Raw genomic sequence first — 22,389 nt, forward strand, 5'->3', positions numbered from 1 at the left:
GGCGGTTGCCCTCCGGGCAGGGCGGGTTCCCTGACGGTGACCTCCGGAGGCCTGCCACAGACCCTCTCGGAGCAGTCGTGGCGAGCCCCCGGTCACGGCCGTATCGCTACTCGTCGACGGTCACGGGCACGGCCTGGTCGCGGATCGCGTCGACCAGCTGCATGGTGGCCACCGCGTCCTCGCGCCATTGAGCCTCCCGCGGGCCGGTGGCCGCGCCACCGGTGACCACGGCTGCGGCGAAACCGGCGAGGCACCGGCCCAGTTGGTCCGCCGCCGGGAGCGTGAACCGCTCCGTGTGATCCTGCTCTTCGAGCAGCAGCTCCGGCTGATACCCGGCCGGTGGGGTGAACACCCGGTCCACTGTGACCTTCGCCCGGTCGCCCCACAGGCAATAGGACGATCCGTAGGCGTGCTCGAATCCGAACTCGAGGCACGCCAGCACACCGGAGGGAGACACCAGCAACGCCTGGCCCGACAGATCGAGCCCGTCGGACCGCCGCACGCGCGTCGTGGCGCCCGCCACACGCAGTCCGGGGCCCAGCAGCATCCTCGCCGCCCGCAGCGGATACACGCCGGCATCCAGCAGCGCACCGCCACCCAGCCCCGGAACGTAGCGGATGTCCTGTGACGGCAGCGGAGGGAAACAGAACACACTGCGGAACGAGCGCAGCCCACCGAGCCGCCCTTCGGCGACCAGGGCCGCTACCGCGTCATGCTGCGGATGGTGCTGGAACATGAAGTTCTCCCGCAGCACCAGGCCGCGGTCCTCAGCCAGCGCCACCACTTCACGGGCCTCGGCTGCCGTCGTGCCAATCGGCTTCTCGACCAGCACATGCTTGCCTGCGCGCAGCGCTTTGGCCGCCCATTCGGCGTGCAGCGCCGGCGGCAGGGACACATAGACGGCGTCGATGTCTTCGCGTTCCAGCAGCGCCTCGTAGGAGGAGGCGGCGCAGCCGAACCGGTCGGCGAACCGCTGGGCCCGCTCCGGGCTGCGGCCGGCCACCGCGACGAGTTCCGTCTCCGGGCAGCCCGCCATCGCCGGCAGCACCCGCCGCCAGGCGATGGACGAGGTGCCCAGCGCGCCGAAGCGCACCGGTGGTGTCACGTCGGCATCCGCGGCGTCGCGATCAGGGGCCGAGCCGGTACGTCCGGACAGTGGCTGTGCTTGGCGCTTGTCAGGGATCACCGGCACGTTCGGCTCGTAAGCCATGACTCCTCCGTTGTCAGGGGTGGCTACTGGGGCGCTGCGACCTGAGCCCGTGCACCGCCATGGGCCGGGCCGGTCGCGTCGGCAGCCGTCGCAGACCGACGACGTCGGTCCGGTGGCGAAGCAGGACGGCCCGACGCCGTGGTCCACAGCGATGGCGGTGAACGGGTCGAGCATCGGGTCGGAAGGAGACCCGCGCTTCGAGGCATGCGCGGCACCCAGCGGCGGTGGCGGATCCCATGGCGCGTCCCCATTCGTGTGGCCCAAGGCAGTTGAGAGCCCAGCCCAGCACGTACCGGTGGGAGGAGGCGAGAGTGGCGGGGCAAATCTAGGGAATCGCTGGTTGGGGGAACGGCCCCCGGTGCCTTGGCTCAGGGAGCGGCCGAGCGCCGGCCGGCTGCCGCCCGCGGGATCCGGCGCTCAGTCGCCGCGGCGCACCCGGGCCGCCTTGCGGGCCTCGGCGAGCTTACGGGCCTCACTGGCCTTGCGGGACCTGCCGCCGGTGCCGCGGGAGGCGTCCTTGCTCGTGCCCAGGCCACGGAAGGGGATATTGGTGTTCTTGGCCCGGGGTGCGGCGGGCCCACTGTCGAGCGGGGTACCGGAGGGAGCCTTGGCCCCGGTGATCCGGCTCAGCTCCGCCTCACCCGAGCGCACCTTGGTGGTCGTCGGCTCGATGCCGGCCTCGGCCATCAGGCGGCTCATCTCTCGGCGCTGGCCCGAGAGGACCAGCGTGACAACGCGGCCGGACTCACCGGCCCGGGCAGTGCGGCCCGCGCGGTGCACATAGTCCTTGGGGTCGGTGGGCGGGTCGACGTTGACCACCAGATCGAGGTCGTCGATGTGCAGGCCACGGGCCGCGACATTGGTCGCCACCAGGACGGTGATCTGGCTGTTCTTGAACTGTGCCAGGGTCCGGGTGCGCTGCGGCTGGGACTTTCCGCTGTGCAGGGCCGCGGCGTGCACTCCGCTGGCCCGCAGATGCCGGGTGAGCTGGTCGACCGCGTGCTTGGTGTCCAGGAACAGCAGCACGCGGCCGTCGCGGGCGGCGATCTCCGTGACGACGGCATACCGGTCGGGGCCATGGACGACCAGCACATGGTGGTCCATGGTCGTGACCGCGCCCGCGGACGGGTCGACCGAGTGGACGACGGGGTCATGGAGGTAGCGCCGGACCAGGTGATCGACGTCGCGGTCCAGCGTGGCGGAGAACAGCATCCGCTGGCCGTCGTGGTGCACCTGGTCGAGGACCTCGCTGACTTGCGGCAAGAAGCCCATGCCGCACATCTGGTCAGCCTCGTCGAGGACGGTGATCCGTACCCGTCCGAGGCGGCAGGCCTTGCGCTCGATGAGGTCGTGCAGGCGGCCAGGGGTGGCGACGACGACCTCGGCCCCGTCGCGCAGCGCAGCGGCCTGCCGGCCGATCGACAGGCCGCCGACGACCGTGGCCATCCGCAGCCGGAGCGCGTCGGCATACGGCGCGAGCGCCTGGGTGACCTGTTGGGCCAGCTCCCGGGTGGGCACCAGGATCAGGGCGAGGGGCTGCTTGGACTCCGCGCGCCGCCCGGCCGTCCGTGCGAGCAGCGGCAGGCCAAAGGCGAGCGTCTTGCCCGATCCGGTGCGTCCGCGCCCCAGGACGTCGCGTCCTGCGAGGGCGTGGGGCAGGGTGGCCGCCTGGATCGGGAAGGGCTCGCGCACGCCGAGCTCGGTGAGCGTTCGCAGCACCTCGGCCGGCAGGTCCAGGCCGGCGAAGGAGGCGACCGGGGACACCGTCGGGGTCACGGGCACTGGCTGGGCGAGGTCGCCGTGCGAGGTGCCGGGGCGGTCCGGGTGGTTCATGAAGAGCCTTCCGCATGGGGAACGTACCGAGGAAGGCCCGGCAGGAATGAGCAGCCGACGAACAACAGGAGGAGCAGCCGACCAACAACAGGGAGGAGCAGGCGACGAACAAGGGGAACCCGACGGACGGAATCGCCAGCCGTCACGCCCGTCCAAACGTTTGAGGCTAACACAACGTGACAGTTCGGCCCGACGCTGTGGTACTGATCGTCGGCCCGACGCTGTGGTGCTGATCGTTCCGCCTGGGTAGGCGACGTGACACGGGCCGAGACCGATTCCCGGCGTGCCCGGCCGGGCTTCCCACACGACACTGAGCCGCTGAACGCCGCCTCGCAGCATCGGTCCGGCCGCACAGTCGGCATCTGACGCGCGGTATGCCGTAGAGCGCTGTTTCCCCCTTCGGCACGGAGACCAGGCGACCGTGCTCGTCGAGGCCGGACAGATCGGTACCGACGACGGCACGGCCCGCAGGCTGCGGAGGCTATCCGGGGATGGTGCCGAGGTCGACGCCGGTCAGATCACAGCTTGCCTCCCACAAGCGCGCCGCGACGGAGGTGTCGGTGAGGTGGTTCCACACCGGCTCGCGTCGGGGTTCGCCGCGCAGGCCGAAGACGCGCGGTCCCCACAGTTGGCCTCCACGCACGGCCGGGTCGAGCACCGCCCGGACCGCGGGCCATGCGCCGGCGTGCTTGCCCTGGACGAGGAGGGTCGCCGGTGCCGCGCTCAGCCGTGCGCCGGTGGTTCGCACATGGACCGGCGGCAGTGACGGGGTGAGGGAGTCCAGCGCACCACCGGGATGGACCACCACGCTCGCCACCGTGCTGCCGGCAGCACGCAGGCGGCGGTCGAGTTCGACGCCGAAGTACATCTGTGCCAACTTGGAGCGTCCGTAGGCGCGTTTGGGCCGGTAGTCCTTCCGGGACTGCAGGTCGTCCAGGTCGAGCCGCTCGGACTTCGCCGCGAAGCTGCCCATGGTCACCATGCGGGCCGCCGGCGCAGCCGACAGCAGCGGCATCAGCCACCGGGTCAACGCGAAGTGCCCGAGGTGGTTCGTGCCGAACATGAGCTCGTGACCGTCCCCGGTCTCCCTGCGCGGCGGGTCGTCAAGCGCGACACCGGCGTTGTGGACCACGGCGTCGAGGCATTCCACCTCCAGTGATTCCACCGCTGTGGCGAGCGACGAGAGGTCGGCGAGGTCCAGCCGTACGGCCCGCACCCGCGCGCCAGGGACATGCGCACGGATCGAGGCCGTCGCGACCTCGGCCTTCGCGGGATTCCGGCTGCCGAGTACGACGGTGGCTCCGGTTGCCGATAATTGCTCCGCGACGAAGTACCCGATGCCGGCGTTGCCGCCGGTGACCAGGAAGACGCGGCCATCGGCCCGCGGCAGCCGTTGGACATCCCAGGGCAGGGCGGAGGACGTGGACGACATGGCTATGGGGCTCCCTTGCGTTGAAGGCGGCTGCGGCTGCTCCGCTGGGCAACTCGCCACCCATGGTTCCAGGGGCCACCGACACATCGCCTATGGATCACCGACAGTCCCGCCGGAGAGCCGACATCCCGGGTAAGTGGGCGGTCAGGACTGGATCCTGGGACCACTGGTGCGCTCCGCCGCCACGGTCGCGTCGTTCTCGTGGACTGTCCGGTTTGATCACTTGGCGTCCCATGCGGCCCAGGGCGCGACGGATGGCGGGCAGATCCACCTACGGAAATGAGCGACAGAGTTGCCCTGCTATCGTGCGCCGATGTCAGCGATCAAGAAGTTCCAAGTCACCTTCGACTGCGCGGAACCTGAGCGCCTCGCCCGTTTCTGGTGCGAGGTGTTGGGGTACGTCGTACCGCCGCCACCGGAGGGGTTTGCCACCTGGGACGACTTCAAGGGCTCGCAGCCACCTGAGCAGCGGGATTCATGGTTCGCCTGCATAGATCCCTCAGGAGTGGGTCCGCGACTGTACTTCCAGCGCGTCCCCGAAGGGAAGGCTGCCAAGAACCGGCTGCACCTTGATGTGCGGGTCGGCACCGGTCTCGTGGGTCAGGAGCGCCTCGCCGCACTTGAGGCCGAATGCGCGCGACTGGTCCCGCTCGGCGCGGTACACCTGCAAACGCTGTATGACGGCAACGATTCGTGTATCCCCATGCTGGACATCGAGGGCAACGAGTTCTGTATCGACTGAGCAATCTCCGAGCCGGAGATCTGGGAAGCCGCCTGGACCTCTCTGGTCTCGCACGGGGCGGGAGTTGTCCCGTGAGGGCGAGGTTGTGCAGCCGGGCGATGCCAAGCATGGCTAACATGCGTGCCCGATTCCGTGACACCGTCGGCATCACGCCCGCTGCGTATCCCCGTGGGTGTCGATGGGGGGCAGCCGAACGGCAACGGAGGGATGTTCAAGCGTCCGCCGCAAGGCCGGCCGTAACCTTTCTTAACTCATCGGCGTGAGAGCCCGGTCGAGCAGGATTTCCGCCGCGGCGCGCACGTGTCGACCGTAGTCCGGCCGATTCAGCACCATCGCGCGGCTGGCCGCGCCGTCGGCGAGCGTGACCAACTGCTCGGCGAGCGTGGCAGGCTCGGCAGCGCCCAGCTCCGCAGCAAGCTCGGTGACGAGCTGCGCCATCAGCAGCTTCTGCTCGCGTGCGTACGTGTGGATCGCGCTTTGCGGGTCGGGGAACTCGGCCGCGGCATCGATGAACGGGCACCCGCGCACCGGGGACGCGTCCGGTGCCGGGAGGTCGAACAGCTGGAGAATCCGCTCCCGAGGACCGAGATCCTCGCGGGTGAGCACGCTCTCCAGGGTCCGTCCGGATGCGGCCAGCTCTTGCAAGTGGGCGATCACCAGGTCGCTCTTGGCCGGGAAATGCGCGTAGAGAGTGCGTTTGGATACCGGCGCGGCCTCCGCAACCTGCTCCATACCGGTCGCGTTGATCCCCTGGTTCGCGAACAGCACGGCGGCTGCGGCCAGGATCCGTTCACGCCCGCCGCGCCCCCGGCGTTGGGTCTTCGTGGTCGTTGCCTCCATGGCTCAAGTATACGCGAACGTTTACTTTAGGCGGAGTCGCCATTACGGTCGAGCTCAAGTACACGTTTCCGTTTACCTAAGACGTCCGAGGAGTACCACCATGAGCCCGTCCCACCCGACCGAGCTGAGCGGCTACGCGGAGAAGCTGATCCGAGGCCGCCGCGCGACCCGCGCATTCCGGCCCGACCCGGTGCCCGAGCAGACCTTGCGCGCGGTCTTCGCGCTCGCCGGCGCCGCACCGTCCAGCTCGAACACACAGCCCTGGCAGGTCGAGGTGGTGAGCGGGTCGCTTCGGGACCGCCTCGCCGACGCGCTTCAGGCGGCCCACGCCGAGCGGCGCACCACGGTCGACTTCCCCTACCACGAGGACATGTACTCGATAGCCCAGCAGCGTCGCCGCGCCGCGTTCGGCACAGCGCTTTACGGCGCGCTGGGCATCGGCCGGAACGACCACGCGGCCCGCGCCGCCTTCGACGCCGAGAGCCTGCGCTTCTACGGCGCCCCGCACATCGCGTTCCTCTTCACGGCCGGGGGCGCCGGGGCACGACTGGCCGCGGATGTCGGGATCTACACCCAGACGCTGCTGCTGGCTATGACCGCGTACGGCTTGGCCAGTTGCCCGCAGGGACTGCTGAGCTTCTACGCCGACACCGTTCGTGGCGAACTCGGCGTGGACCGCGGGAAGCTTCTGGTAGGGATCTCCTTCGGTTACGCCGACGAGAGTGCGCCGGTCAACCACATCACGACCGACAGGGCCGCCCTCGACGCGACCACGACCTTTCGCTGTTAGTGCTCCTGCAGAGATCGTGATCTCGCTGGTCGGGCCGGCGCGAAGAAGGGCGCGGCCACCGTTGATCATCGTGAGTTGTGCGGACTGACGATGAGACGGTGGCCGCAGGCCATGGTGCAGTTCCCGCCCGATGGCGCGAGGCGTTTTAGGTGGTCATGAGCCGGATCGCGGGCCGGTTCGCCCGGTACGAATCCCACCTGCGTGCCGGGCGGTTGGTGATGAACCTGTTGTTGGGCCTACCGCGCAAGAACTGCTGGACGATCGCGCAGTGGGCCGGGGAGGCCGGCCCGCACGGCATGCAACACCTGCGGTGCGACCCCAACACTCCATGTGTTGCGACGACTTGTTGAATGCGCCCCCGGGCGGGGCGTCGCCTTGGCGGCCCCGGGCGGGGCATCGCCTTGGCGGTGAGTGCCGCGTCCATTCGTTTAGTGATCGTTTATTGAGGCTCGGCAGGATGCGAAGTGTCGAGAAGGATCCTTCACTGGGGACGGTATGGCCAAGCTCTATCTGGAGAAGCTCAAGTGCGTCACGACTGAGGACTGGAGCGGCTTCGACGAGCCGAGGCTTGTCGTCCAGAATCGTGGCACTGTGTGGAATGGGACGGTGCTGGGAGACCGGATGTACACCGTCAAGTACGACTGCGACTTCACGGGAACGATTGCCGTCTCTCTGGGGGACGACGGCGGAACAGCCGGGGATGGCAAGCTCGGGGAGCAGTGGATCACGGATACGCCTGGTGAGCGCAGTCTGCGCTTCAGAGCGGATGGCGCTGAGTACAATCTGCTGTATGCGGTGGAGTAGAGGTTGCCCCGTAACCGCTGGTCACAGATGAGATGACCTTGGTGTGGCGGGTGTGATCACGGTGTCGGAGCTGTCCTGGACAGCCCCGTTCACCGGGCTGAGCCCGCGCTGTTTCGGCAAGTTGGTGACGGTGGTGCGTCGCCAGATCGCGGAAGAAACGCGGCGCGGGCGGCCGTGGGGCCTGCCGTTGGAGGAACCGGTGCTGCTGGTCGCGGCGTAGTGGCGCACGAACTTGATGCTGCGTCGGCTCGCCCCGCTGTTCAGCGTCTCCAAGTCCGCCGCTGACCGGATCATCTGGACGTCGCTCTCGGCGGGGACTGTCTCGCGGACGTCGCGATACTGCGGTGTGAGCCGGCCGCCTTCGGCCCGGTCGCCTCCGCCCCGACCATCTCCCGCCTGATCGACACGCTCGCCGCCTCCGGCGAGAAAGCTCTGCAGGCCGTCCGGTCCGCACGGGCCGAAGCCCGTGGCCGGGGCTGGTCGCTGACGGGCGACAATGCCCCGGAGACCGACGGGACAGGTCACGGTCGACCTCAAGGACGACCTCGCGATCGCCCACTCCGACCAGGAGGACGCGACCGCGACCTGGAAGCCCGCCAGGGGCTGTACGGTCTCCGGCGGGAGTTCGCGTGACCCGGTCGCACGAGTCGCGCTTCCGGGGTCGCTGCGTCTGGCTCCTCCGTGAGTGACGGTGGAGTCAGCACCGATCATCCACACGGTAGGAGTCCTACCGGAGTGTCTGGAACGGGGCGCGGGTGCTTCACCCGATCAACCGGTCCACGTCTTCTTCCTACCGCGTGCCTGTCTCCTTGACTTGGTACAGCTCGGGCACGGAGACCTTGATCGGCTCTTGCGTGGTCCGTGCGATCACGACGACCACGGGCTCGTTCGGGTCGGGATGCTCCTCGCGATGCGGGACGAACGGGGGGACAAGCAGGAAGTCGCCAGGATCGGCGGAGATCCGTACCTCCTGTACGCCGTCGTGGAAGACGAACACGGGGTGACCGCTGACCACGTAGATCCCCGCCTCAGATTCGCCGTGATGATGGTTGTCCGTTGCACTCAACGGCGCATTCTCCACCAGGCCCATCCAGAGCTTCTTCGAGCCGACTGTGCCGCCACTGATGGCGGCATGGCCATCCAACTCGCCAGCTCGAACGTGGTGCACGCGGTTGCCCAACGGCCCGTTGCCGTCCTCGCTCAGTGCGGATCCGACGCCTTCATGGGTAGCCATCGTGTGGCCTCCTGGTTGTTGTCGACGACCTTTGGTCCAGCATCAGGCTGCGACCACCGCGCCCAGGACGGCAACTATTGTTGCTGTAATGGCAACGCGCACCTCTGGGGCGAAGGCTTCCCGCCCGGGCAATCGCTAGCCGTACACCGGGCAGCCAACGGCAGGTCAGACACCTCGGAGAGGGCAGGCGATGGAGGTCGGCCAAGGGGTTGCCCCATAACCGGTCACAGGCGAGATGATCTTGATGTGGCTGGTGTGATCACGGCGTCGGAGGCTTCCTGGATAGCCCCGTTCACCGGGCTGAGTCCGCGCTACTTCGGCAAGCTGGTGACTGCGTTGCACCGCGAGGGTGCGGATGTGGCACGGCGGGGCAGGCCGTGGAGCCTGTCGCTGGAGGACCGGACGCTCCTGGTGGCGGCGTACTGGCGCACGAACTTGACGATGCGCCAGCTTGCCCTGCTGTTCGGAGTCTCGAAGTCCGCCGCTGACCGCATCATCGACCACCTCGGGCCCATGCTCGCGCTGCACCCGCGGCAGCGGTTCCGCTAGGACACCGTGCTCATCGTGGACGGCACCCCTGATGCCCACCCGCGACCACACGATCGCCGAACAGTGCTGCGTGATCGCGACCCGGGCTTTCGTCCTGCTGGTCGGCACCCTCGCCGAATGCGACCGAGTCGGCGACAGCCGCGGCGGCTACTCGACCAAGCACGTACCCCGACCCAGCACACGGTCACCGTGCTCTCGCCCAGGCCCGGGCTCCTGTCGAACGCGGCATGGCACGGCCCTCGCCGACCTTCCCGCTCGTCGCTGGGCAGGCCGGCGAGCAACCGCCTTCGACCGCGGGGTCTCCAAGCTGCGCAACACCGTCGAGCGATGCAGCAACGCCTCAAGCAGCGGCGAGGCATCGCCACCGCTACGCGAAGGCCGCAACATCCACGGAGCCGGCACCATGCGGCCCGGTCAGGCCCGCCGATGTGCCGACGGGCCTGACCGGGCCCGCGAATGCACTACGGCTTCCCGGGATCGCTCTTCGTGCAGATCGGGTCTTTGCTGTCAGAGGTGCAACCGGTGACCTTGCTTTCCATGCCGTCGACTTTTTCGACAGGTACGGTGGCGGTTCCGAGGCCGGTCCACGTCGTCCCCATGTCGTTGGTGATCGTCCACGGGCCGCGCACGGTCTTCTCCAGCTGGGCCCGCATGATCCAGCCGTACGTGCCGGGCTTGATGTGGATGGTCCGGGTGCTAGTGAGCGTTTGATCCTGTCTCGTGGCCGTCGACCAGTTGACCCCAACCGCCAGGGAAGACTGAACCGTCGCCTTTACCGGACCGAGTTCGAACCCCATACTGGCGCCTGTTGTGTAGGTGACATCTCCTCCAACGGTGTATGTCGTCCCGGTGGTCTGGGCCCAAGCCACGGCTGCGTCCATGATTTCAGTCGTGAGGTTCTCCGTGACCCCACCCACCGTCACGTTTTCGTAGTTACCGAGCTTCGCTGTGGTCTCTCCAGTCACCTCGTACGTTGCCGATTTGATGACACTGGACTTGCGGTCGAACTGGCTCAGACCGTATTTGACGGCCAGTTCAGAGAGCATGGGTTGTGGAGACTCGGAGCCGCTCTTGGAGGACATGAGCCACGCTTGTTCCTTGTCGCCCTTAGCGCAGTCTTCGAGCCCCACCACGGGGTTGTCGGTTCCGCCAACGGTGGCCATGCACTTATCGTTGTTGACGTTCCGTATCACGAAGTAGTCGCCGCCAATATCCGATGGCTGGGCGTACCAGTTCTGTTTGCTGTTTTTCCAGTCACAGCTATTCTCGACGACGTGATTGTTGTCGGTGTTGAAGTCGAGGCACGCCGTAAGTGAGTCATTGCGAATTGCGAATCTTCCGTCGTTAGTTTGGGGATTGATCCCGAAACTCCAGGTTGAGTTGGCTCCCCCTCGCTCGATTTTGGCGTCAGTCCAATACTCTGCGTCGTACGGCACACCCACCTGGAGATCGACACCGTGATGGGCCGTCGACATGGAGATGCCCAATAGGGCGTTGGGACTTGCTGCGTGGGCTGGTCCGGCACTGAGCACCGGCAAGGCGACGATGAGTGCGAGCGGGATGGATGCCGCTACCGTACGTAGCGGACGGCGCGAGGTCGCGTCAATAATTACGGTCTTTCCATTCTCCTTCGGCGGGTCATGCTCTTTGGGATCGGCCCAGATCGCTGGCCGCTCACGGGCTTGCCCCTCCATTGCTGTGATCCGTCATGGAGCCTGCACGGTACGAACCATTCGAGGGCTGATGCCTCCGTCAACTGACGTAGCGCTGCTTCCAGGGCAGTCGTCGGACAGCGGGAGGTGGTGAGTCCTGTGGGTACTCCAAGGCGTGGTCGCGAGTGTGGTTGTCCTGGAGACCGTGGATGAGTCGTGCGGCCACGTCGTCGGCGAGTTCGGTTCGGTGGCACCATTACGGAAGTTGCTCAGGGGCAGCAATCAGCCGTCGGAACCCCTCATTCGCCATACGCATCCTTCCAGCTGTGAATACGCGAAAACTCCGGTCTGCGAGCTTCACGGCCGTGACCGCCACCCTCGCCATGACCCTCGTATGCGGCGCCTCCGAAGCGTCGGCGGATACCACGAGCACGCCGAAGCCCAGTGACCGAGCAAGCCTGACCAGCTATCAACTCGCCCCTGGCCTCCTCAAGATCACCAGCTCGCCACTGGGGAACCCGACACAGGTGCACGGCGTCCTCGGCATGCCCAAGGGGAAAGGACCCCACCCGGTCGTCGTCGTCATGCACGGCTCGCATCACAACTGCGCCTACTCCGACAAGCCGCCCTACTTCCCCCGTAAGCCGGTCAAGGCTCAATGGCCCTTGGTCTGCGCCAAACCCGGCGATGCCGGAAACCCCAACCTTGGTCCTGACTACCTGCGCCATGACGTGGGTCTGTCACACGTCGTGCAGGCACTGACCCGCAAGGGCTTCGCCGCCGTGTCCATCGACGTCGTCTCCCCGGAAACATGGTGGTCAGGCGAGACCCATCCGGAGAAGGGCTACACGGAACTGATCAACGCGCATCTACGACTGCTCTCCGATCTCAACAACGGCGTCAACCACGGCCTGAACATCCCAGGGGTCCAGGGGCGGATCGACACCTCCCGCGTGGGGCTGGTCGGGCACAGCCGGGCCGGTGGCTACGTCCTGTCACCGCAGGCCGCCAAGCGGGCCGGCCTCTTCGGCGCCGTCGCCCTCGAACCCGCCGCAGGGGCCGAGAAGCCGACGCACAAGGTCCCCGTCCTCAATGTCCGCGGAGGGTGTGACGAGGACGTCGAACCGAGCGCCGGCCTGGAGGAGATGAAGGATCTGGCCAAGTCGGGCTCGACGAAGGTCGCGGCGGACGTACTCCTCGCGGGTACGGGCCACCGGATGCTCAACACCAACCTCCCCCCGACGGACACGAAGGAGGGCGGGGTCGGGGACTGCCCGGCCTCCAAGGTTGCCGCACCGGCGGCAGCCCAGGCCCAGGCCGCTCAGATCACCGCTTCCTTCCTGGACCAGGCGCTGCACGGAGCGAAGTCCTACCGGCTCCCGGCGCTCAAAGGCCTCGCCCCCAAGGGGGGCAATCTGCGCAAGACAGGCCCGGCCGTCACCTTCCATCAGGCCCCTCAACAGACCTTCACCAACCCTCATGCGATCCGCGAGGTCACCTCGAAGCAGCGACTGCTGCCGGCGATTCCGAAGGACCTGAAGGTGAACAAAACGCCGGGAGCTGATATCTGACAGCTCGAAGGGCGGCCCGCTGACCGGCCGTCCGAGGCCGAGAGCAGACAGAGGTGTGGTGGTGCCTCCCGGGCCAACCGGCAGGTACCACCACGTGGGTACCCCGCTCTGAGGAGTTGAGCCGTTTCAGGACTGGGGGGTGGCCGGCGTGGGCACCGCTGGACTCCGGCGCCCCGCTGACGCCGCGCGCTGTGTGGCCTGCGAGGACGTAAAGCCGGCGCGGTCCCCGCCCGCGACGGTTGCAGGATGCGCGGGGGAGCGTGGCAAGGAGGGAAGGAGAGGCTGGGTCTACCTCCGGGCTGCCGTGTCCGAGGGCAGTTCGTGAAAGCGGTGGCGATACTGGCCGGCGAAGCGGCCAAGGTGGTGGACACCCCACCGATAGGCGATCGTGCTGATGGGGTCGGTGGAGGCGAGGATGTCCTCACGAATCCGGTCGAGTCGCAGGTTGCGGACGTAGGACATGGGCGAGAGGCCGAGCCGGTCGCGGAATGCCGAACGCCTCGAAGGCCGCCACGGAGCGAAAACCTTAAGAACCCGCGCGGACAGGCGGCGTGGCAAGCCTCAGCATCGAGATGGGCACCAGCCCCGGTGACCATGGAGGTGCGACGCTCCGTGACGGCTGGTGAGACCTGTGCGCATCCTTCGTGTCAGGTCGTCTGCCTGGCCAGCCTGCGCAGGGTCCGCGCGGCAGGTGATCCGGGGTCGGCCGATATCAGGACGACCTCCTGGTCATCCTCGGGCACGAGCAGGACGTCGCAGTTCAACCGCAGCGCACCGGCCTCCGGATGGTCCAGGGTCTTGGTGCGGTGGCCGGGAGTGTGGACCGGACGCGCCTGCCAGATCTGCCGGAACTCCTCACTCCCGGCGTGCAGTTCGGCCAGCAGGGCGGCCAGCTGCGGGTCATGCGGGTAGCGGTCCGCGGCCCGGCGCAGCCGCGCCACCACGATGTGCCCGAATTCCTCGGCGCTGGAGCTCTCGCGCATCCGCTCCTGGCTCAGGAAGCGGCGTCGGGCCAGGTTCGTCGTCCCGTCTCCAGGGCCGGCGCGGAGCAGTGCCCGGGCCAGGGGGTTCCAGGCGATGACGTCGTACACCGCGTCGGTGACGATGGCACCGGTCTCCGGCAGCCGCTCCAGCATCCGGGCCACGTGCGGGCGTACCCGCCGCACGGCGCTGATGCCGGGCGGCGCGCTCGAACCCGCCAGGCGGAACAGGTGGCTGCGCTCGGCCGGTGTGAGCCGCAGTGCGCGGGCCAGCGCGTCCAGGATCCGGGCCGATGGCCGCGGCCCCCGGGCCTGCTCCAGCCGCGTGTAGTAGTCGACCGACATGTGCGCGAGCTCCGCCACCTCTTCGCGGCGCAGACCCGGTGTGCGGCGGTCGGTGCCCGTCGCCGCCAGGCCGATCTCGTGCGGACGCAGGGCCGCCCGGCGGTCCCGCAGGTAGTGGGCCAGCTCCTGCCGCACCATGCCGCCTCCTCCCACTGCCTGGTACAGGCTGTCCCTGGCAGGGCACCCACGACCAGGGAAACGTAGTGGCCATGAACGCACACACAGCTCTGGTCACCGGTGCCGACAAGGGCATCGGCCAGCATATCGCCCGGCTGCTCGCCGCCGAGGGCCTCACCGTGTACGTGGGCTCCCGCGACCCCGGACGCGGGCAGCGGGCCGTCGAGGAGATCGGCGCCGGGGCCCGCCTGCTGGTCCTCGACGTGACAGATCCCGGCAGCATCGCACCGGCCGCGGCTCAGGTGGACCGCCTGGACGTGCTGGTCAACAACGCCGGCATCGCACCGTCACTCGCCCCGCCGGCCGACACCGGCGTCGAGGATTTCCGGCGTACATACGAGACCAACGTGTTCGGGGTGGTGGCGGTGACCAACGCCTTCCTGCCCACCCTGCGCCGGTCCCCGCGCCCGCGCATCGTCAACGTCTCCAGTGGCACCGCGTCACTGACCTGGAGCACCACCCCCAACCCCCAGTTCACCCCGGGAAGCGGAGGCGGAGCCGCTTACCGGTCCTCCAAGGCCGCCCTCAATGCCCTCACCGTCTTCTACGCCCAGACGCTGGCCGAGGACGGCTTCAAGGTCAACGCGCTCGCCCCTGGCCTGCGGGCCACCGATCTCAACCCCCGGGCCGCCGCTGCCGGGGGCGATCCGGCCGAGGCCGCCCAGGGTGCTCTCCGCCTGGCCCTGCTGCCGGATGACGGCCCCACCGGTGGCTTCTTCTCCTGGGACGGAACGCCCGTGCCCTGGTGATCAGTCATGGGCGGCGCCGGGGACGGGTGTCCCAGCGGTGGGTGGTTCAGGCTCGGCGGATCAGACGACGGACCGTGACGAGCGTGTCGGCAAGGTCGAAGAAGGCGACGAAGAAGGCGACGAAGAAGGCGACGAAGAAGGCGTCGAAGAAGGCGTCGATGACGGTGGCGCGGCGTTCGTAGCAGCGAGCGAGGCGCTGGGAGGCGTTCTGCCACGCATGGGTGCCGGGCGTTTTGGTGATCGCGCCGTCCACGGCGATCTCCTCCAGGACCAAGCCGACGATCGAAGGGGGCACGTCGCTGCTTGAGCGAAGCCGAGAGCTTGGAGGAGCGTGCCGGGCGTCACGACGGGGCGAACGCTGCCTGTCGGGGCGCTAGTCGGGGCACTAGTGGGTGGCGAGCCGCTCCAGCAGGGCGGCGCTCTGTGCCAGCAACGCCCGTTCCTCATCTGTGAGTTCGGCCTCGATGGCCTGCGCGAGCCAACCGGCCCTGCGGCCGCGCTCCGCTTCGAGCGCGGTCCGGCCCGCGTCCGACAGCTCGACCAGCGACTTGCGGCCGTCCGTGGGGTGTGCCCGGCGCGTGATCAGGTTCTGTTCCATGAGCAGCCCCACCGACCGGGCCATCGACTGGGGGCGTACGCGCTGATCTGCGGCGAGGTCGCTGGTGGTCATGGCGCCGTTGCGGTCGAGTGCACCGAGCACGGCGGCCTGGCCGAGGGGGATGCGGTCCTCGTGTTTGACGCGTCGGGTGAGCTTGCCCATCGCGGTGCGCAGTTCGGCGGCGATGGCGGCGGCTTCCGAGGTGGGCATAGGGCACTTTACCCCGTTGGTCAGCAGGCCTGCGTGCCTGACCTGCATACCTGACCTGCGCAGCAATGCTGCATAGGTCAGATATGCAGCAAAACTGAGCAGCATTGCTGTAGGGTTTGGCGTTGTCGGGCTCAGCGCCAGCGTTGTCGCAGCCGGGGCCACGGCACACGACAACGGGAAGGAACTCCCATGTCCGCAACGGCAGTCGGAACCGTCAACGCCGCCATTGAGACCGCCATCGAGACCGTCATCGCCCGCCGGATCATCGACAGCCGGGGCAACCCCACGGTCGAGGTCGACGTCGTCCTGGCGGACGGGGCCCTGGGGCGCGCGGCTGTCCCCTCCGGTGCCTCCACCGGTGCGCGGGAGGCCGTGGAACTGCGCGACGGAGACTCCGCGCGCTGGCACGGCAAGGGCGTCGACCGCGCGGTGGCCCACGTCAACGGGGAGATCGCGGCGTCCGTGCGCGGCCGGGACGCGGCGGACCAGGCGGGTCTCGACGCCGCGCTGGTCGCCCTCGACGGCACCGCCACGAAGTCCCGGCTCGGCGCCAACGCGATCCTCGGCGTCTCCCTCGCCGCCGCCAAGGCCGCCGCGGCGGCCCACCGCCAGCCCTTCTACCGCTACCTCGGCGGCGCCGACGCCCACCTCCTGCCGCTGCCGATGATGAACATCGTCAACGGCGGCGCCCACGCCGACAATCCGCTGGATTTCCAGGAGTTCATGATCGCTCCCGTGGGCGCGGACACCTTCGCCGAAGCCGTCCGTATGGGCAGCGAGGTCTTCCACTCCCTGCGCCGCGATCTGCTGGCCGCCGGGCACTCCACGGGCGTCGGCGACGAGGGTGGCTTCGCGCCCGCGCTCCGTACCGCTGAGGAGGCGCTCGACTTCGTGATGACCGCCATCGAGCGCACCGGCTACCGCCCCGGCACGGACATCGGCCTGGTCATGGACCCGGCGTCGTCGGAGTTCTTCCGCGACGGGGTGTACGACTACGCGGGCGAGGGGGTGCGCCGCAGCCCCTCCGAGCACGCCGACTACCTGGCCAAGCTCATCGACGCCTACCCGGTCGTCTCCATCGAGGACCCGATGGCGGAGAACGACCTGGACGGCTGGCGCGAGCTGACCGCCCGCGTCGGCGACCGCTGTCAGCTCACCGGCGACGACGTGTTCTGCACCAACGAGACGCTGCTGCGCGAGGGCATCCGCACCGGCGTCGGCAACTCGGTCCTGGTCAAGGTCAATCAGATCGGGACCCTGACCGAGGCGCTGGCCGCGGTGGCCACGGCCCACCAGGCGGGCTGGACGGCTGTCATGTCGCATCGCTCGGGCGAGACGGAGGACACCACCATCGCGGATCTGGCGGTGGCTACCGGCTGCGGTCAGATCAAGACCGGCTCACTCTCCCGGTCCGACCGCACGGCGAAGTACAACCAACTGATCCGGATCGAAGAGGAGTTGGGCGACTCGGCGCGCTTCGCGGGCCACTCCGCACTGCGCCGGGCGTGAACAGCAGGCAGAGGCAGAGGCAGAGGCAGAGGCAGAGGCAGAGACCACGCGGGCCCCCAGCACAACCAGAACGACACCCGGTCCGCGCTCCGCCCAAGCGGCGTCACCCGCGGCTGCTCTGGCTTGCCTGTGCCGTGGGCGGAAGGCCAGGGAAGGCTTGACGGTCTCCCGATCAGACCGACGCGTTCGGCATTTCCCGGGGGCGGCGGCCCCATGCGGAGATGGTGACTTGCGGGATGTCGATGAACGTTGGGTCCTTCAACAGGGTGGCGAACTCGGTCAGGTCGGCTTCAGTGATGAGACCGTCGGCGAGAAGAGCGGGGGCCGCCTGGGTGATGAGAGGGAGCCAGCGGTCCTTGTCCAGCCCGCCCATGCAGCCGAGGTTTCCGGCGAAGGCCACCTCGGTCAGTGCGTTGCGCGCGAGGAGTGAGGGCAGGGCGCGGGCCCAGGTCATGTCGGCTCCGTGCGCGCGGTAGGTGCGCTGATAGGCGTCGAGGATGCGCCGGACCAGCGGGATGGGCGAGGTGTCGGCCGGCAGGTGGTAGGGCTCTTCGAGGACGAGCCAGCCACCGGGGGAGAGCCAGCGGGCGGCCCGCGCGACCATCTCGTCGCGGTCCGGAAGATGGCAGAACAGGTAACGGGCATGGATGAGGTCGAAGCTGCCAGGCCGGTAGTCCCCGCGCGTGATGTCGGCTTCCTGGATCTCCAGATTCGCCGCCCGGCCCGCGTCCAGGTGGCGGGTGTCGAGATCGACAGCGACCACGCGTCCATCCTGGCAGCGGTCGGCGAGCCAGTAGGCGATGGAGCCGGTGCCCGCGCCCAGTTCCAGGCAGTTCCATGAGGCTTCGATGGGAAGGCCATCAAGGATTCCGGTGGTGAACGCGTCGACGCTGCGTTGGATGGACTCCAAGCGGTCACGTTCACGCTGGGCGTCATTGCTCAACAAGCCGCTGTTGTACGGGGTGGTGGCAGGCCGCTGTGTCATGGGTACGTCTCTCTCGTGCGAGTGGCCGGAGTGTGGGGATCGCGCCGCCACCAGAAGGGCCCTCCTGTCGTGGCTGTCAGACCGGCTGTGGGCCTCGGACACCGGCCGTGCGAACCTGCCGACTTCGCGCCGCCGGACGAGCGGACGACGTATCTCGCTGTGCTCAAGCTCCTCATCGCTCGGCTCAGCCGAGGACATCGGCGAGGATGCCCCGAGGTGGGGCGAAGCACAGCGAGGGCTGTACCCGAGGGAACTCGTACAGCCCTCCCCATGTGCGCGCCCGTGTCAGCCGGTGCCGCCCGGCCTCAGCGCTTCTCGCAGGCAAGCGTCAGGCACAGCATCAGCACCTCGTAGGGGATGCTGTCGCTCTGTGCGGTGGTCGCCTTGTCGAAGTCCGCGACGAACCGCCACTGCGATGGGTGGGCGTGCTTGGTCTCTCCCTTCTTCTCCACCTCGACGTGGAGTGTGCGGGCCTGCGGATCGTTCGTCTCGACGAGCACTTCGTCGCCGCCGACCGAGAAGTGGTCGTGTAACAGGACCAGACCGAACCGGTCCAGGTTGCCGTGCTTCTCCAGCACGGCCTTGATGTCCCTGGCGAACTCCGCGTCCTGTGGGCCGAGCGGTTCTGCGTCTTCGAAGCGAGGAAGGTTGTGTGATGCGCGGCTGGTCTGCGTAGGCATGAGTATCTCCCTTCGACCGCGCTCTGCGGTCTCAAGACACCATACGCAAAGGGTGAGTTGCGACAGAAGTGCCGGACGGGGCCGGCCGTCCCATGGCAGGGGTCCCACGCGAGCCGGACGGCGCTGCTGGGACTCAACGCCCACGCCGGACTGCGCCGGCACCGGTCCGCCATCGAGCGCCTTGGCGGCCCCGAGGCCGTGCTCATCGTGGATGACACCGGTTTCCTGAAGAAAGGCGTGTGCTCGGCAGGTGTCCAGCGTCATGCCGGTCGAGACTCTCCAGATTCTCCCCGGCGTGCAGGAAGGGCATTCGTGTGCGCGCTGGCGGTGGAAGAAAATCCTTGGATCTCCCATCTGGGGTGCCAGGTAGCCTGGGAAAATGCTGACTGAAGTCACCGCGACCCGCTATGTCACGCCCTTGCGTGAAGGTGGATCGCTCCCGGGGATCGTGGAAGCGGACGATCTCGGTACGTACATCATGAAGTTCACCGGTGCCGGGCAGGGGCGCAAGACGCTCGTTGCCGAGATCATCTGTGGGCAGCTGGGGCGTCGGCTCGGGCTGCGGGTGCCGGATCTGGTGCAGATGCAGCTCGACCCCGTCATCGGTCTGAGCGAGCCCGACCAGGAGGTCCAGGAGCTGTTGAAGGCCAGTGGCGGGCTCAATCTGGGGATGGACTACCTCCCTGGGTCGCTGGGCTTCGATCCGCTCGCCTTCGAGGTCAGTGCCCGCGAGGCGGGTCGTGTGGTGTGGTTCGACGCGCTGATCAACAACGTCGACCGGTCCTGGCGTAACCCCAATCTGCTGGTGTGGCACGGCGAACTGTGGCTGATCGACCATGGCGCGGCGATGATCTGGCACCACAACTGGCCCACTGCGGAGAAGGCTTCGGCCCGCCCGTACAACGCCTCCGACCATGTCCTCGCCACCTTCGGCCCGGACATCGCATCGGCGGCCGATGAATTCGCGCCGCAGATCACCGAAGAGCTGCTGACCGAGATCGCGGCGGACGTCCCGGACGAATGGCTGGCCCACGAGCCCGGCTTCGACTCCCCGGACGTCCTGCGCCAGGCCTATGTGAAGACCCTGGTGGCCCGCGCCCGGACGATCAGCGATCACATTGCCCTCGGGGAGCCGTCCCAGGACACGCCCTCGCGGGCACCGGAATGGCTGGCCGGAAAGCCGCCGCGGAGGGCAGTGAAGTGACCGGTCTGCACAACGGGCGCGATGTTTTCGAGTACGCCCTGCTGAAGGTCGTACCCCGGGTCGAGCGCGGCGAGATGATCAATGCCGGTGTGGTCGTGTACTGCCATGCCCGGCGCTTCGTCGAGGCCAGGACCTATCTGGACGAGGCCCGGCTGCTGGCCCTTGACCCCACGGCCGATGTGGCCGGCGTACGGGCCGCGCTCGGCGCCGTCGAGGGCATCTGCCAGGGCGGTGAGCGGGCCGGACAGGCGGCGGGGGACGACGCGGGACGTCGCTTCCGCTGGCTGATCGCACCGCGCAGCACCATCGTCCAGCCGGGACCGGTGCACACCGGCCTGACCGCCGATCCCGCCGCCGAGGCCGAGCGGCTGGTGGAGTTGTTGGTGCGCTGAGGAGCACGGGGTCGCTGTGAGGGGCGCCCGGCACCGCCATCGGGCGGGCCGGGCGCTCCGTCGTGGGGCGCCCGTGCACCGGGTCCCGGCCTGTCTCACAGGTGAGGTGGGCAACGGCGCGGTGGTGGGGCGTTGACAGCGGGTTGCCGGGCTTCTAGCGTCAGCCCTGCTCAGGCTACTAAGCGGTTGCTCACCTACGGGATCGGTGCGGCGGACCGCTTGTCGAGGTTTCGAGGGTGAGGAGAACCCGCATGTCCACCACCGAGCAGCGCGTCGCCATTGTCACGGGCGCGGCCCGCGGTATCGGCGCGGCCACCGCCGTACGCCTGGCCGCCGAGGGCCGTGCCGTCGCCGTACTCGACCTCGACGAGGCGGCCTGCAAGGACACCGTCGAGAAGATCACCGCGGCCGGAGGCAAGGCCATCGCGGTCGGCTGTGACGTCTCGGACGCGGAGCAGGTCGAGACGGCGGTCGCCCGGGTCACCTCCGAGCTCGGTGCGCCGACCGTCCTCGTCAACAACGCCGGTGTGCTCCGCGACAACCTGCTGTTCAAGATGAGCGAGAGCGACTGGGACACGGTCATGAACGTGCATCTGCGCGGTGCGTTCCTGATGTCCCGCGCCTGCCAGAAGCACATGGTGGACGCCAAGTTCGGGCGGATCGTCAACCTCTCCTCCAGTTCGGCGCTCGGCAACCGCGGTCAGGTCAACTACTCGGCGGCCAAGGCCGGTCTGCAGGGCTTCACCAAGACCCTCGCCTTCGAACTCGGCAAGTTCGGCGTCACGGCCAACGCCGTCGCCCCCGGCTTCATCGTCACCGACATGACGGCCGCCACGGCCGAGCGCGTCGGTATGGGCTTCGAGGAGTTCCAGGCCGCGGCCGCCACCCAGATCCCGGTCCAGCGCGTGGGCCGGCCCGACGACATCGCCAACGCGATCGCCTTCTTCACCGGCGACGCGGCCGGCTTTGTCTCCGGCCAGGTCATGTACGTCGCCGGCGGCCCGCTCAACTGACCGCCCCACCGACCTCAGGAGTTCTGGACATGACCGAGCAGGACAGCGGGCTCCCCGAGCCCACCGGCAAGGTGGCGCTGGTCACCGGCGCCAGCCGCGGGATCGGCTACGGCATCGCCGAGGCCCTGGTGGCCCGCGGCGACCGGGTCGTCATCACCGGCCGCAACGAGGACGCCCTCACGGAGGCCGCGGAGAAGCTGGGCGCCGATCGGGTGCTCGGCGTCGCCGGAAAGGCGCATGACGAGGCCCACCAGGCCGTCGCCGTCGAGCGCGCGATGGAGACCTTCGGCCGCGTCGACTACCTCGTCAACAACGCCGGAACGAACCCGGTGTTCGGCCCCATCGCCGACCTCGACCTGGGTGTGGCGCGCAAGGTGTTCGAGACCAATGTCGTCTCGGCGCTCGGTTTCGCGCAGCGCACCTGGCACGCATGGCAGAAGGACAACGGCGGCGCCATCGTCAACATCACCTCGATCGCCGGCCTCGCGCCCTCGCCCTTCATCGGTGCGTACGGGATGAGCAAGGCCGCGATGGTGAATCTGACGCTGCAGCTCGCCCACGAGTTCGCGCCGGGCGTGCGGGTCAACTCCATTGCGCCCGCGGTGGTCAAGACCAAGTTCGCGGCGGCGCTCTACGAGAACCGCGAGGAGGAGGCGGCGGCCGGCTACCCGCTGGCGCGGCTCGGCGTCCCGGAGGACATCGGCGGGGCCGCGGCCTTCCTGCTGTCCGACGCCTCGGGCTGGATCACCGGCCAGAACCTGGTCGTCGACGGCGGGCTGTTCCTCAACGCCGGGGCCTGACAGTACCGGGCGGGTCCCGAGCGCCCTTGCCTTGGTGTGCGCTCCAAGAGGCAGAGTCCGTGGTGCCGGTCCTCATCTGGGCCGGCACCA

22 protein-coding genes and 6 pseudogenes are annotated in these 22,389 nt (G+C 68.5%); 16 read left to right on the forward strand and 12 right to left on the reverse strand.

Annotated elements, in window-relative coordinates:
• Positions 1-106: 106 nt before the first annotated feature.
• From AB0C46_RS26360 to AB0C46_RS26370, 3 genes are all read right to left on the reverse strand, one after another.
• Positions 107-1,210 carry a Gfo/Idh/MocA family oxidoreductase gene (locus AB0C46_RS26360; RefSeq protein ID WP_362830745.1) on the reverse strand — a complete coding sequence of 368 codons (1,104 nt, stop codon included), beginning with the start codon at positions 1,208-1,210 and terminating at the stop codon, positions 107-109.
• Between the two features lie 417 nt (positions 1,211-1,627).
• Positions 1,628-3,043, reverse strand: coding sequence for a DEAD/DEAH box helicase (locus tag AB0C46_RS26365; RefSeq protein ID WP_362830747.1), 1,416 nt, complete (start codon positions 3,041-3,043; stop codon positions 1,628-1,630).
• Positions 3,044-3,524: 481 nt separating this feature from the next.
• Complete coding sequence (locus tag AB0C46_RS26370; RefSeq protein WP_362830748.1) at positions 3,525-4,475, reverse strand: SDR family NAD(P)-dependent oxidoreductase; 951 nt, start codon at positions 4,473-4,475, stop codon at positions 3,525-3,527.
• A gap of 313 nt (positions 4,476-4,788) precedes the next feature.
• Here AB0C46_RS26370 and AB0C46_RS26375 point away from each other — a divergent pair, with 313 nt between their 5' ends.
• On the forward strand, positions 4,789-5,217 hold the full coding sequence (locus tag AB0C46_RS26375) for a VOC family protein (RefSeq protein ID WP_362830749.1): 429 nt from the start codon (positions 4,789-4,791) through the stop codon (positions 5,215-5,217).
• A 246-nt stretch (positions 5,218-5,463) separates the two neighbouring features.
• Here the strand turns inward: AB0C46_RS26375 and AB0C46_RS26380 are convergent, their stop codons facing one another.
• Complete coding sequence (locus AB0C46_RS26380; RefSeq protein WP_362830750.1) at positions 5,464-6,057, reverse strand: helix-turn-helix domain-containing protein; 594 nt, start codon at positions 6,055-6,057, stop codon at positions 5,464-5,466.
• A 100-nt stretch (positions 6,058-6,157) separates the two neighbouring features.
• Here AB0C46_RS26380 and AB0C46_RS26385 point away from each other — a divergent pair, with 100 nt between their 5' ends.
• The 5 genes and pseudogenes from AB0C46_RS26385 to AB0C46_RS26405 form a co-directional block, all read left to right on the forward strand.
• Positions 6,158-6,847, forward strand: coding sequence for a nitroreductase (locus tag AB0C46_RS26385; RefSeq protein ID WP_362830751.1), 690 nt, complete (start codon positions 6,158-6,160; stop codon positions 6,845-6,847).
• 155 nt (positions 6,848-7,002) lie between these two features.
• A pseudogene (locus tag AB0C46_RS26390) lies at positions 7,003-7,155 on the forward strand (IS701 family transposase); the annotation flags it as partial.
• Positions 7,156-7,342: 187 nt separating this feature from the next.
• Entirely contained in the window at positions 7,343-7,651 is a 309-nt protein-coding gene (locus tag AB0C46_RS26395; protein WP_362830752.1) for a hypothetical protein, read from the forward strand.
• 43 nt (positions 7,652-7,694) lie between these two features.
• A pseudogene (locus AB0C46_RS26400) lies at positions 7,695-7,946 on the forward strand (transposase family protein); the annotation flags it as partial.
• Positions 7,947-7,951: 5 nt separating this feature from the next.
• Positions 7,952-8,315: pseudogene (locus AB0C46_RS26405) on the forward strand (IS1380 family transposase); the annotation flags it as partial.
• Positions 8,316-8,441: 126 nt separating this feature from the next.
• Here the strand turns inward: AB0C46_RS26405 and AB0C46_RS26410 are convergent.
• The gene (locus tag AB0C46_RS26410; protein WP_362830753.1) at positions 8,442-8,885 is read right to left on the reverse strand and encodes a cupin domain-containing protein; all 444 of its coding nucleotides are present in this window, start codon (positions 8,883-8,885) and stop codon (positions 8,442-8,444) included.
• Positions 8,886-9,131: 246 nt separating this feature from the next.
• Between AB0C46_RS26410 and AB0C46_RS26415 the strand changes: the two are divergent.
• Both AB0C46_RS26415 and AB0C46_RS26420 read left to right on the forward strand, forming a co-directional pair.
• Positions 9,132-9,495: pseudogene (locus AB0C46_RS26415) on the forward strand (transposase family protein); the annotation flags it as partial.
• A gap of 27 nt (positions 9,496-9,522) precedes the next feature.
• Positions 9,523-9,597 (forward strand): annotated as a pseudogene (locus AB0C46_RS26420) (IS5/IS1182 family transposase); the annotation flags it as partial.
• A 298-nt stretch (positions 9,598-9,895) separates the two neighbouring features.
• Here the strand turns inward: AB0C46_RS26420 and AB0C46_RS26425 are convergent.
• Positions 9,896-11,128 (reverse strand): RICIN domain-containing protein, encoded by a 1,233-nt coding sequence (locus AB0C46_RS26425; protein ID WP_362830755.1) that lies wholly within the window; start codon positions 11,126-11,128, stop codon positions 9,896-9,898.
• 323 nt (positions 11,129-11,451) lie between these two features.
• Here AB0C46_RS26425 and AB0C46_RS26430 point away from each other — a divergent pair, with 323 nt between their 5' ends.
• Positions 11,452-12,657 (forward strand): alpha/beta hydrolase, encoded by a 1,206-nt coding sequence (locus tag AB0C46_RS26430; protein ID WP_362830756.1) that lies wholly within the window; start codon positions 11,452-11,454, stop codon positions 12,655-12,657.
• A gap of 288 nt (positions 12,658-12,945) precedes the next feature.
• Here the strand turns inward: AB0C46_RS26430 and AB0C46_RS26435 are convergent, their stop codons facing one another.
• On the reverse strand, positions 12,946-13,215 hold the full coding sequence (locus tag AB0C46_RS26435; RefSeq protein ID WP_362830758.1) for a helix-turn-helix domain-containing protein: 270 nt from the start codon (positions 13,213-13,215) through the stop codon (positions 12,946-12,948).
• 89 nt (positions 13,216-13,304) lie between these two features.
• Positions 13,305-14,120, reverse strand: coding sequence for a helix-turn-helix transcriptional regulator (locus AB0C46_RS26440; RefSeq protein ID WP_362830759.1), 816 nt, complete (start codon positions 14,118-14,120; stop codon positions 13,305-13,307).
• A gap of 71 nt (positions 14,121-14,191) precedes the next feature.
• Here AB0C46_RS26440 and AB0C46_RS26445 point away from each other — a divergent pair, with 71 nt between their 5' ends.
• On the forward strand, positions 14,192-14,908 hold the full coding sequence (locus tag AB0C46_RS26445; protein WP_362830760.1) for an SDR family oxidoreductase: 717 nt from the start codon (positions 14,192-14,194) through the stop codon (positions 14,906-14,908).
• Positions 14,909-14,954: 46 nt separating this feature from the next.
• Here the strand turns inward: AB0C46_RS26445 and AB0C46_RS26450 are convergent, their stop codons facing one another.
• Positions 14,955-15,203 (reverse strand): hypothetical protein, encoded by a 249-nt coding sequence (locus tag AB0C46_RS26450; RefSeq protein ID WP_362830855.1) that lies wholly within the window; start codon positions 15,201-15,203, stop codon positions 14,955-14,957.
• Positions 15,204-15,293: 90 nt separating this feature from the next.
• Complete coding sequence (locus tag AB0C46_RS26455; protein ID WP_362830761.1) at positions 15,294-15,716, reverse strand: MarR family transcriptional regulator; 423 nt, start codon at positions 15,714-15,716, stop codon at positions 15,294-15,296.
• A gap of 189 nt (positions 15,717-15,905) precedes the next feature.
• On the opposite strand from AB0C46_RS26455, the gene eno reads away from it, so the two are divergent.
• Complete coding sequence (eno, locus tag AB0C46_RS26460; RefSeq protein ID WP_362830762.1) at positions 15,906-17,225, forward strand: phosphopyruvate hydratase; 1,320 nt, start codon at positions 15,906-15,908, stop codon at positions 17,223-17,225.
• Between the two features lie 172 nt (positions 17,226-17,397).
• On the opposite strand, the gene AB0C46_RS26465 is transcribed toward eno, so the two are convergent.
• Together AB0C46_RS26465 and AB0C46_RS26470 are read right to left on the reverse strand one after the other, a co-directional pair.
• Positions 17,398-18,210, reverse strand: a complete 813-nt coding sequence (locus tag AB0C46_RS26465) for a methyltransferase domain-containing protein (protein ID WP_362830764.1) — start codon at positions 18,208-18,210, stop codon at positions 17,398-17,400.
• Between the two features lie 305 nt (positions 18,211-18,515).
• A complete protein-coding gene (locus AB0C46_RS26470) occupies positions 18,516-18,890 on the reverse strand; it encodes a hypothetical protein (protein WP_362830765.1) in 375 nt (124 codons plus the stop codon).
• A 171-nt stretch (positions 18,891-19,061) separates the two neighbouring features.
• Between AB0C46_RS26470 and AB0C46_RS26475 the strand changes: the two are divergent.
• From AB0C46_RS26475 to AB0C46_RS26495, 5 genes and pseudogenes are all read left to right on the forward strand, one after another.
• Positions 19,062-19,151: pseudogene (locus AB0C46_RS26475) on the forward strand (transposase); the annotation flags it as partial.
• Between the two features lie 118 nt (positions 19,152-19,269).
• Positions 19,270-20,094, forward strand: a complete 825-nt coding sequence (locus tag AB0C46_RS26480) for a HipA family kinase (RefSeq protein ID WP_362830766.1) — start codon at positions 19,270-19,272, stop codon at positions 20,092-20,094.
• On the forward strand, positions 20,055-20,486 hold the full coding sequence (locus AB0C46_RS26485; RefSeq protein ID WP_362830767.1) for a DUF3037 domain-containing protein: 432 nt from the start codon (positions 20,055-20,057) through the stop codon (positions 20,484-20,486). Before AB0C46_RS26480 ends, AB0C46_RS26485 begins: the two co-directional genes overlap by 40 nt.
• A 251-nt stretch (positions 20,487-20,737) precedes the next feature.
• Complete coding sequence (fabG, locus tag AB0C46_RS26490) at positions 20,738-21,499, forward strand: 3-oxoacyl-ACP reductase FabG (RefSeq protein ID WP_362830768.1); 762 nt, start codon at positions 20,738-20,740, stop codon at positions 21,497-21,499.
• 29 nt (positions 21,500-21,528) lie between these two features.
• Entirely contained in the window at positions 21,529-22,299 is a 771-nt protein-coding gene (locus tag AB0C46_RS26495) for an SDR family oxidoreductase (protein ID WP_362830770.1), read from the forward strand.
• The last annotated feature ends 90 nt before the right edge of the window (positions 22,300-22,389 follow it).

Source organism: Streptomyces sp. NPDC048637 (genome assembly GCF_040650675.1).
GTDB lineage: Bacteria > Actinomycetota > Actinomycetes > Streptomycetales > Streptomycetaceae > Streptomyces.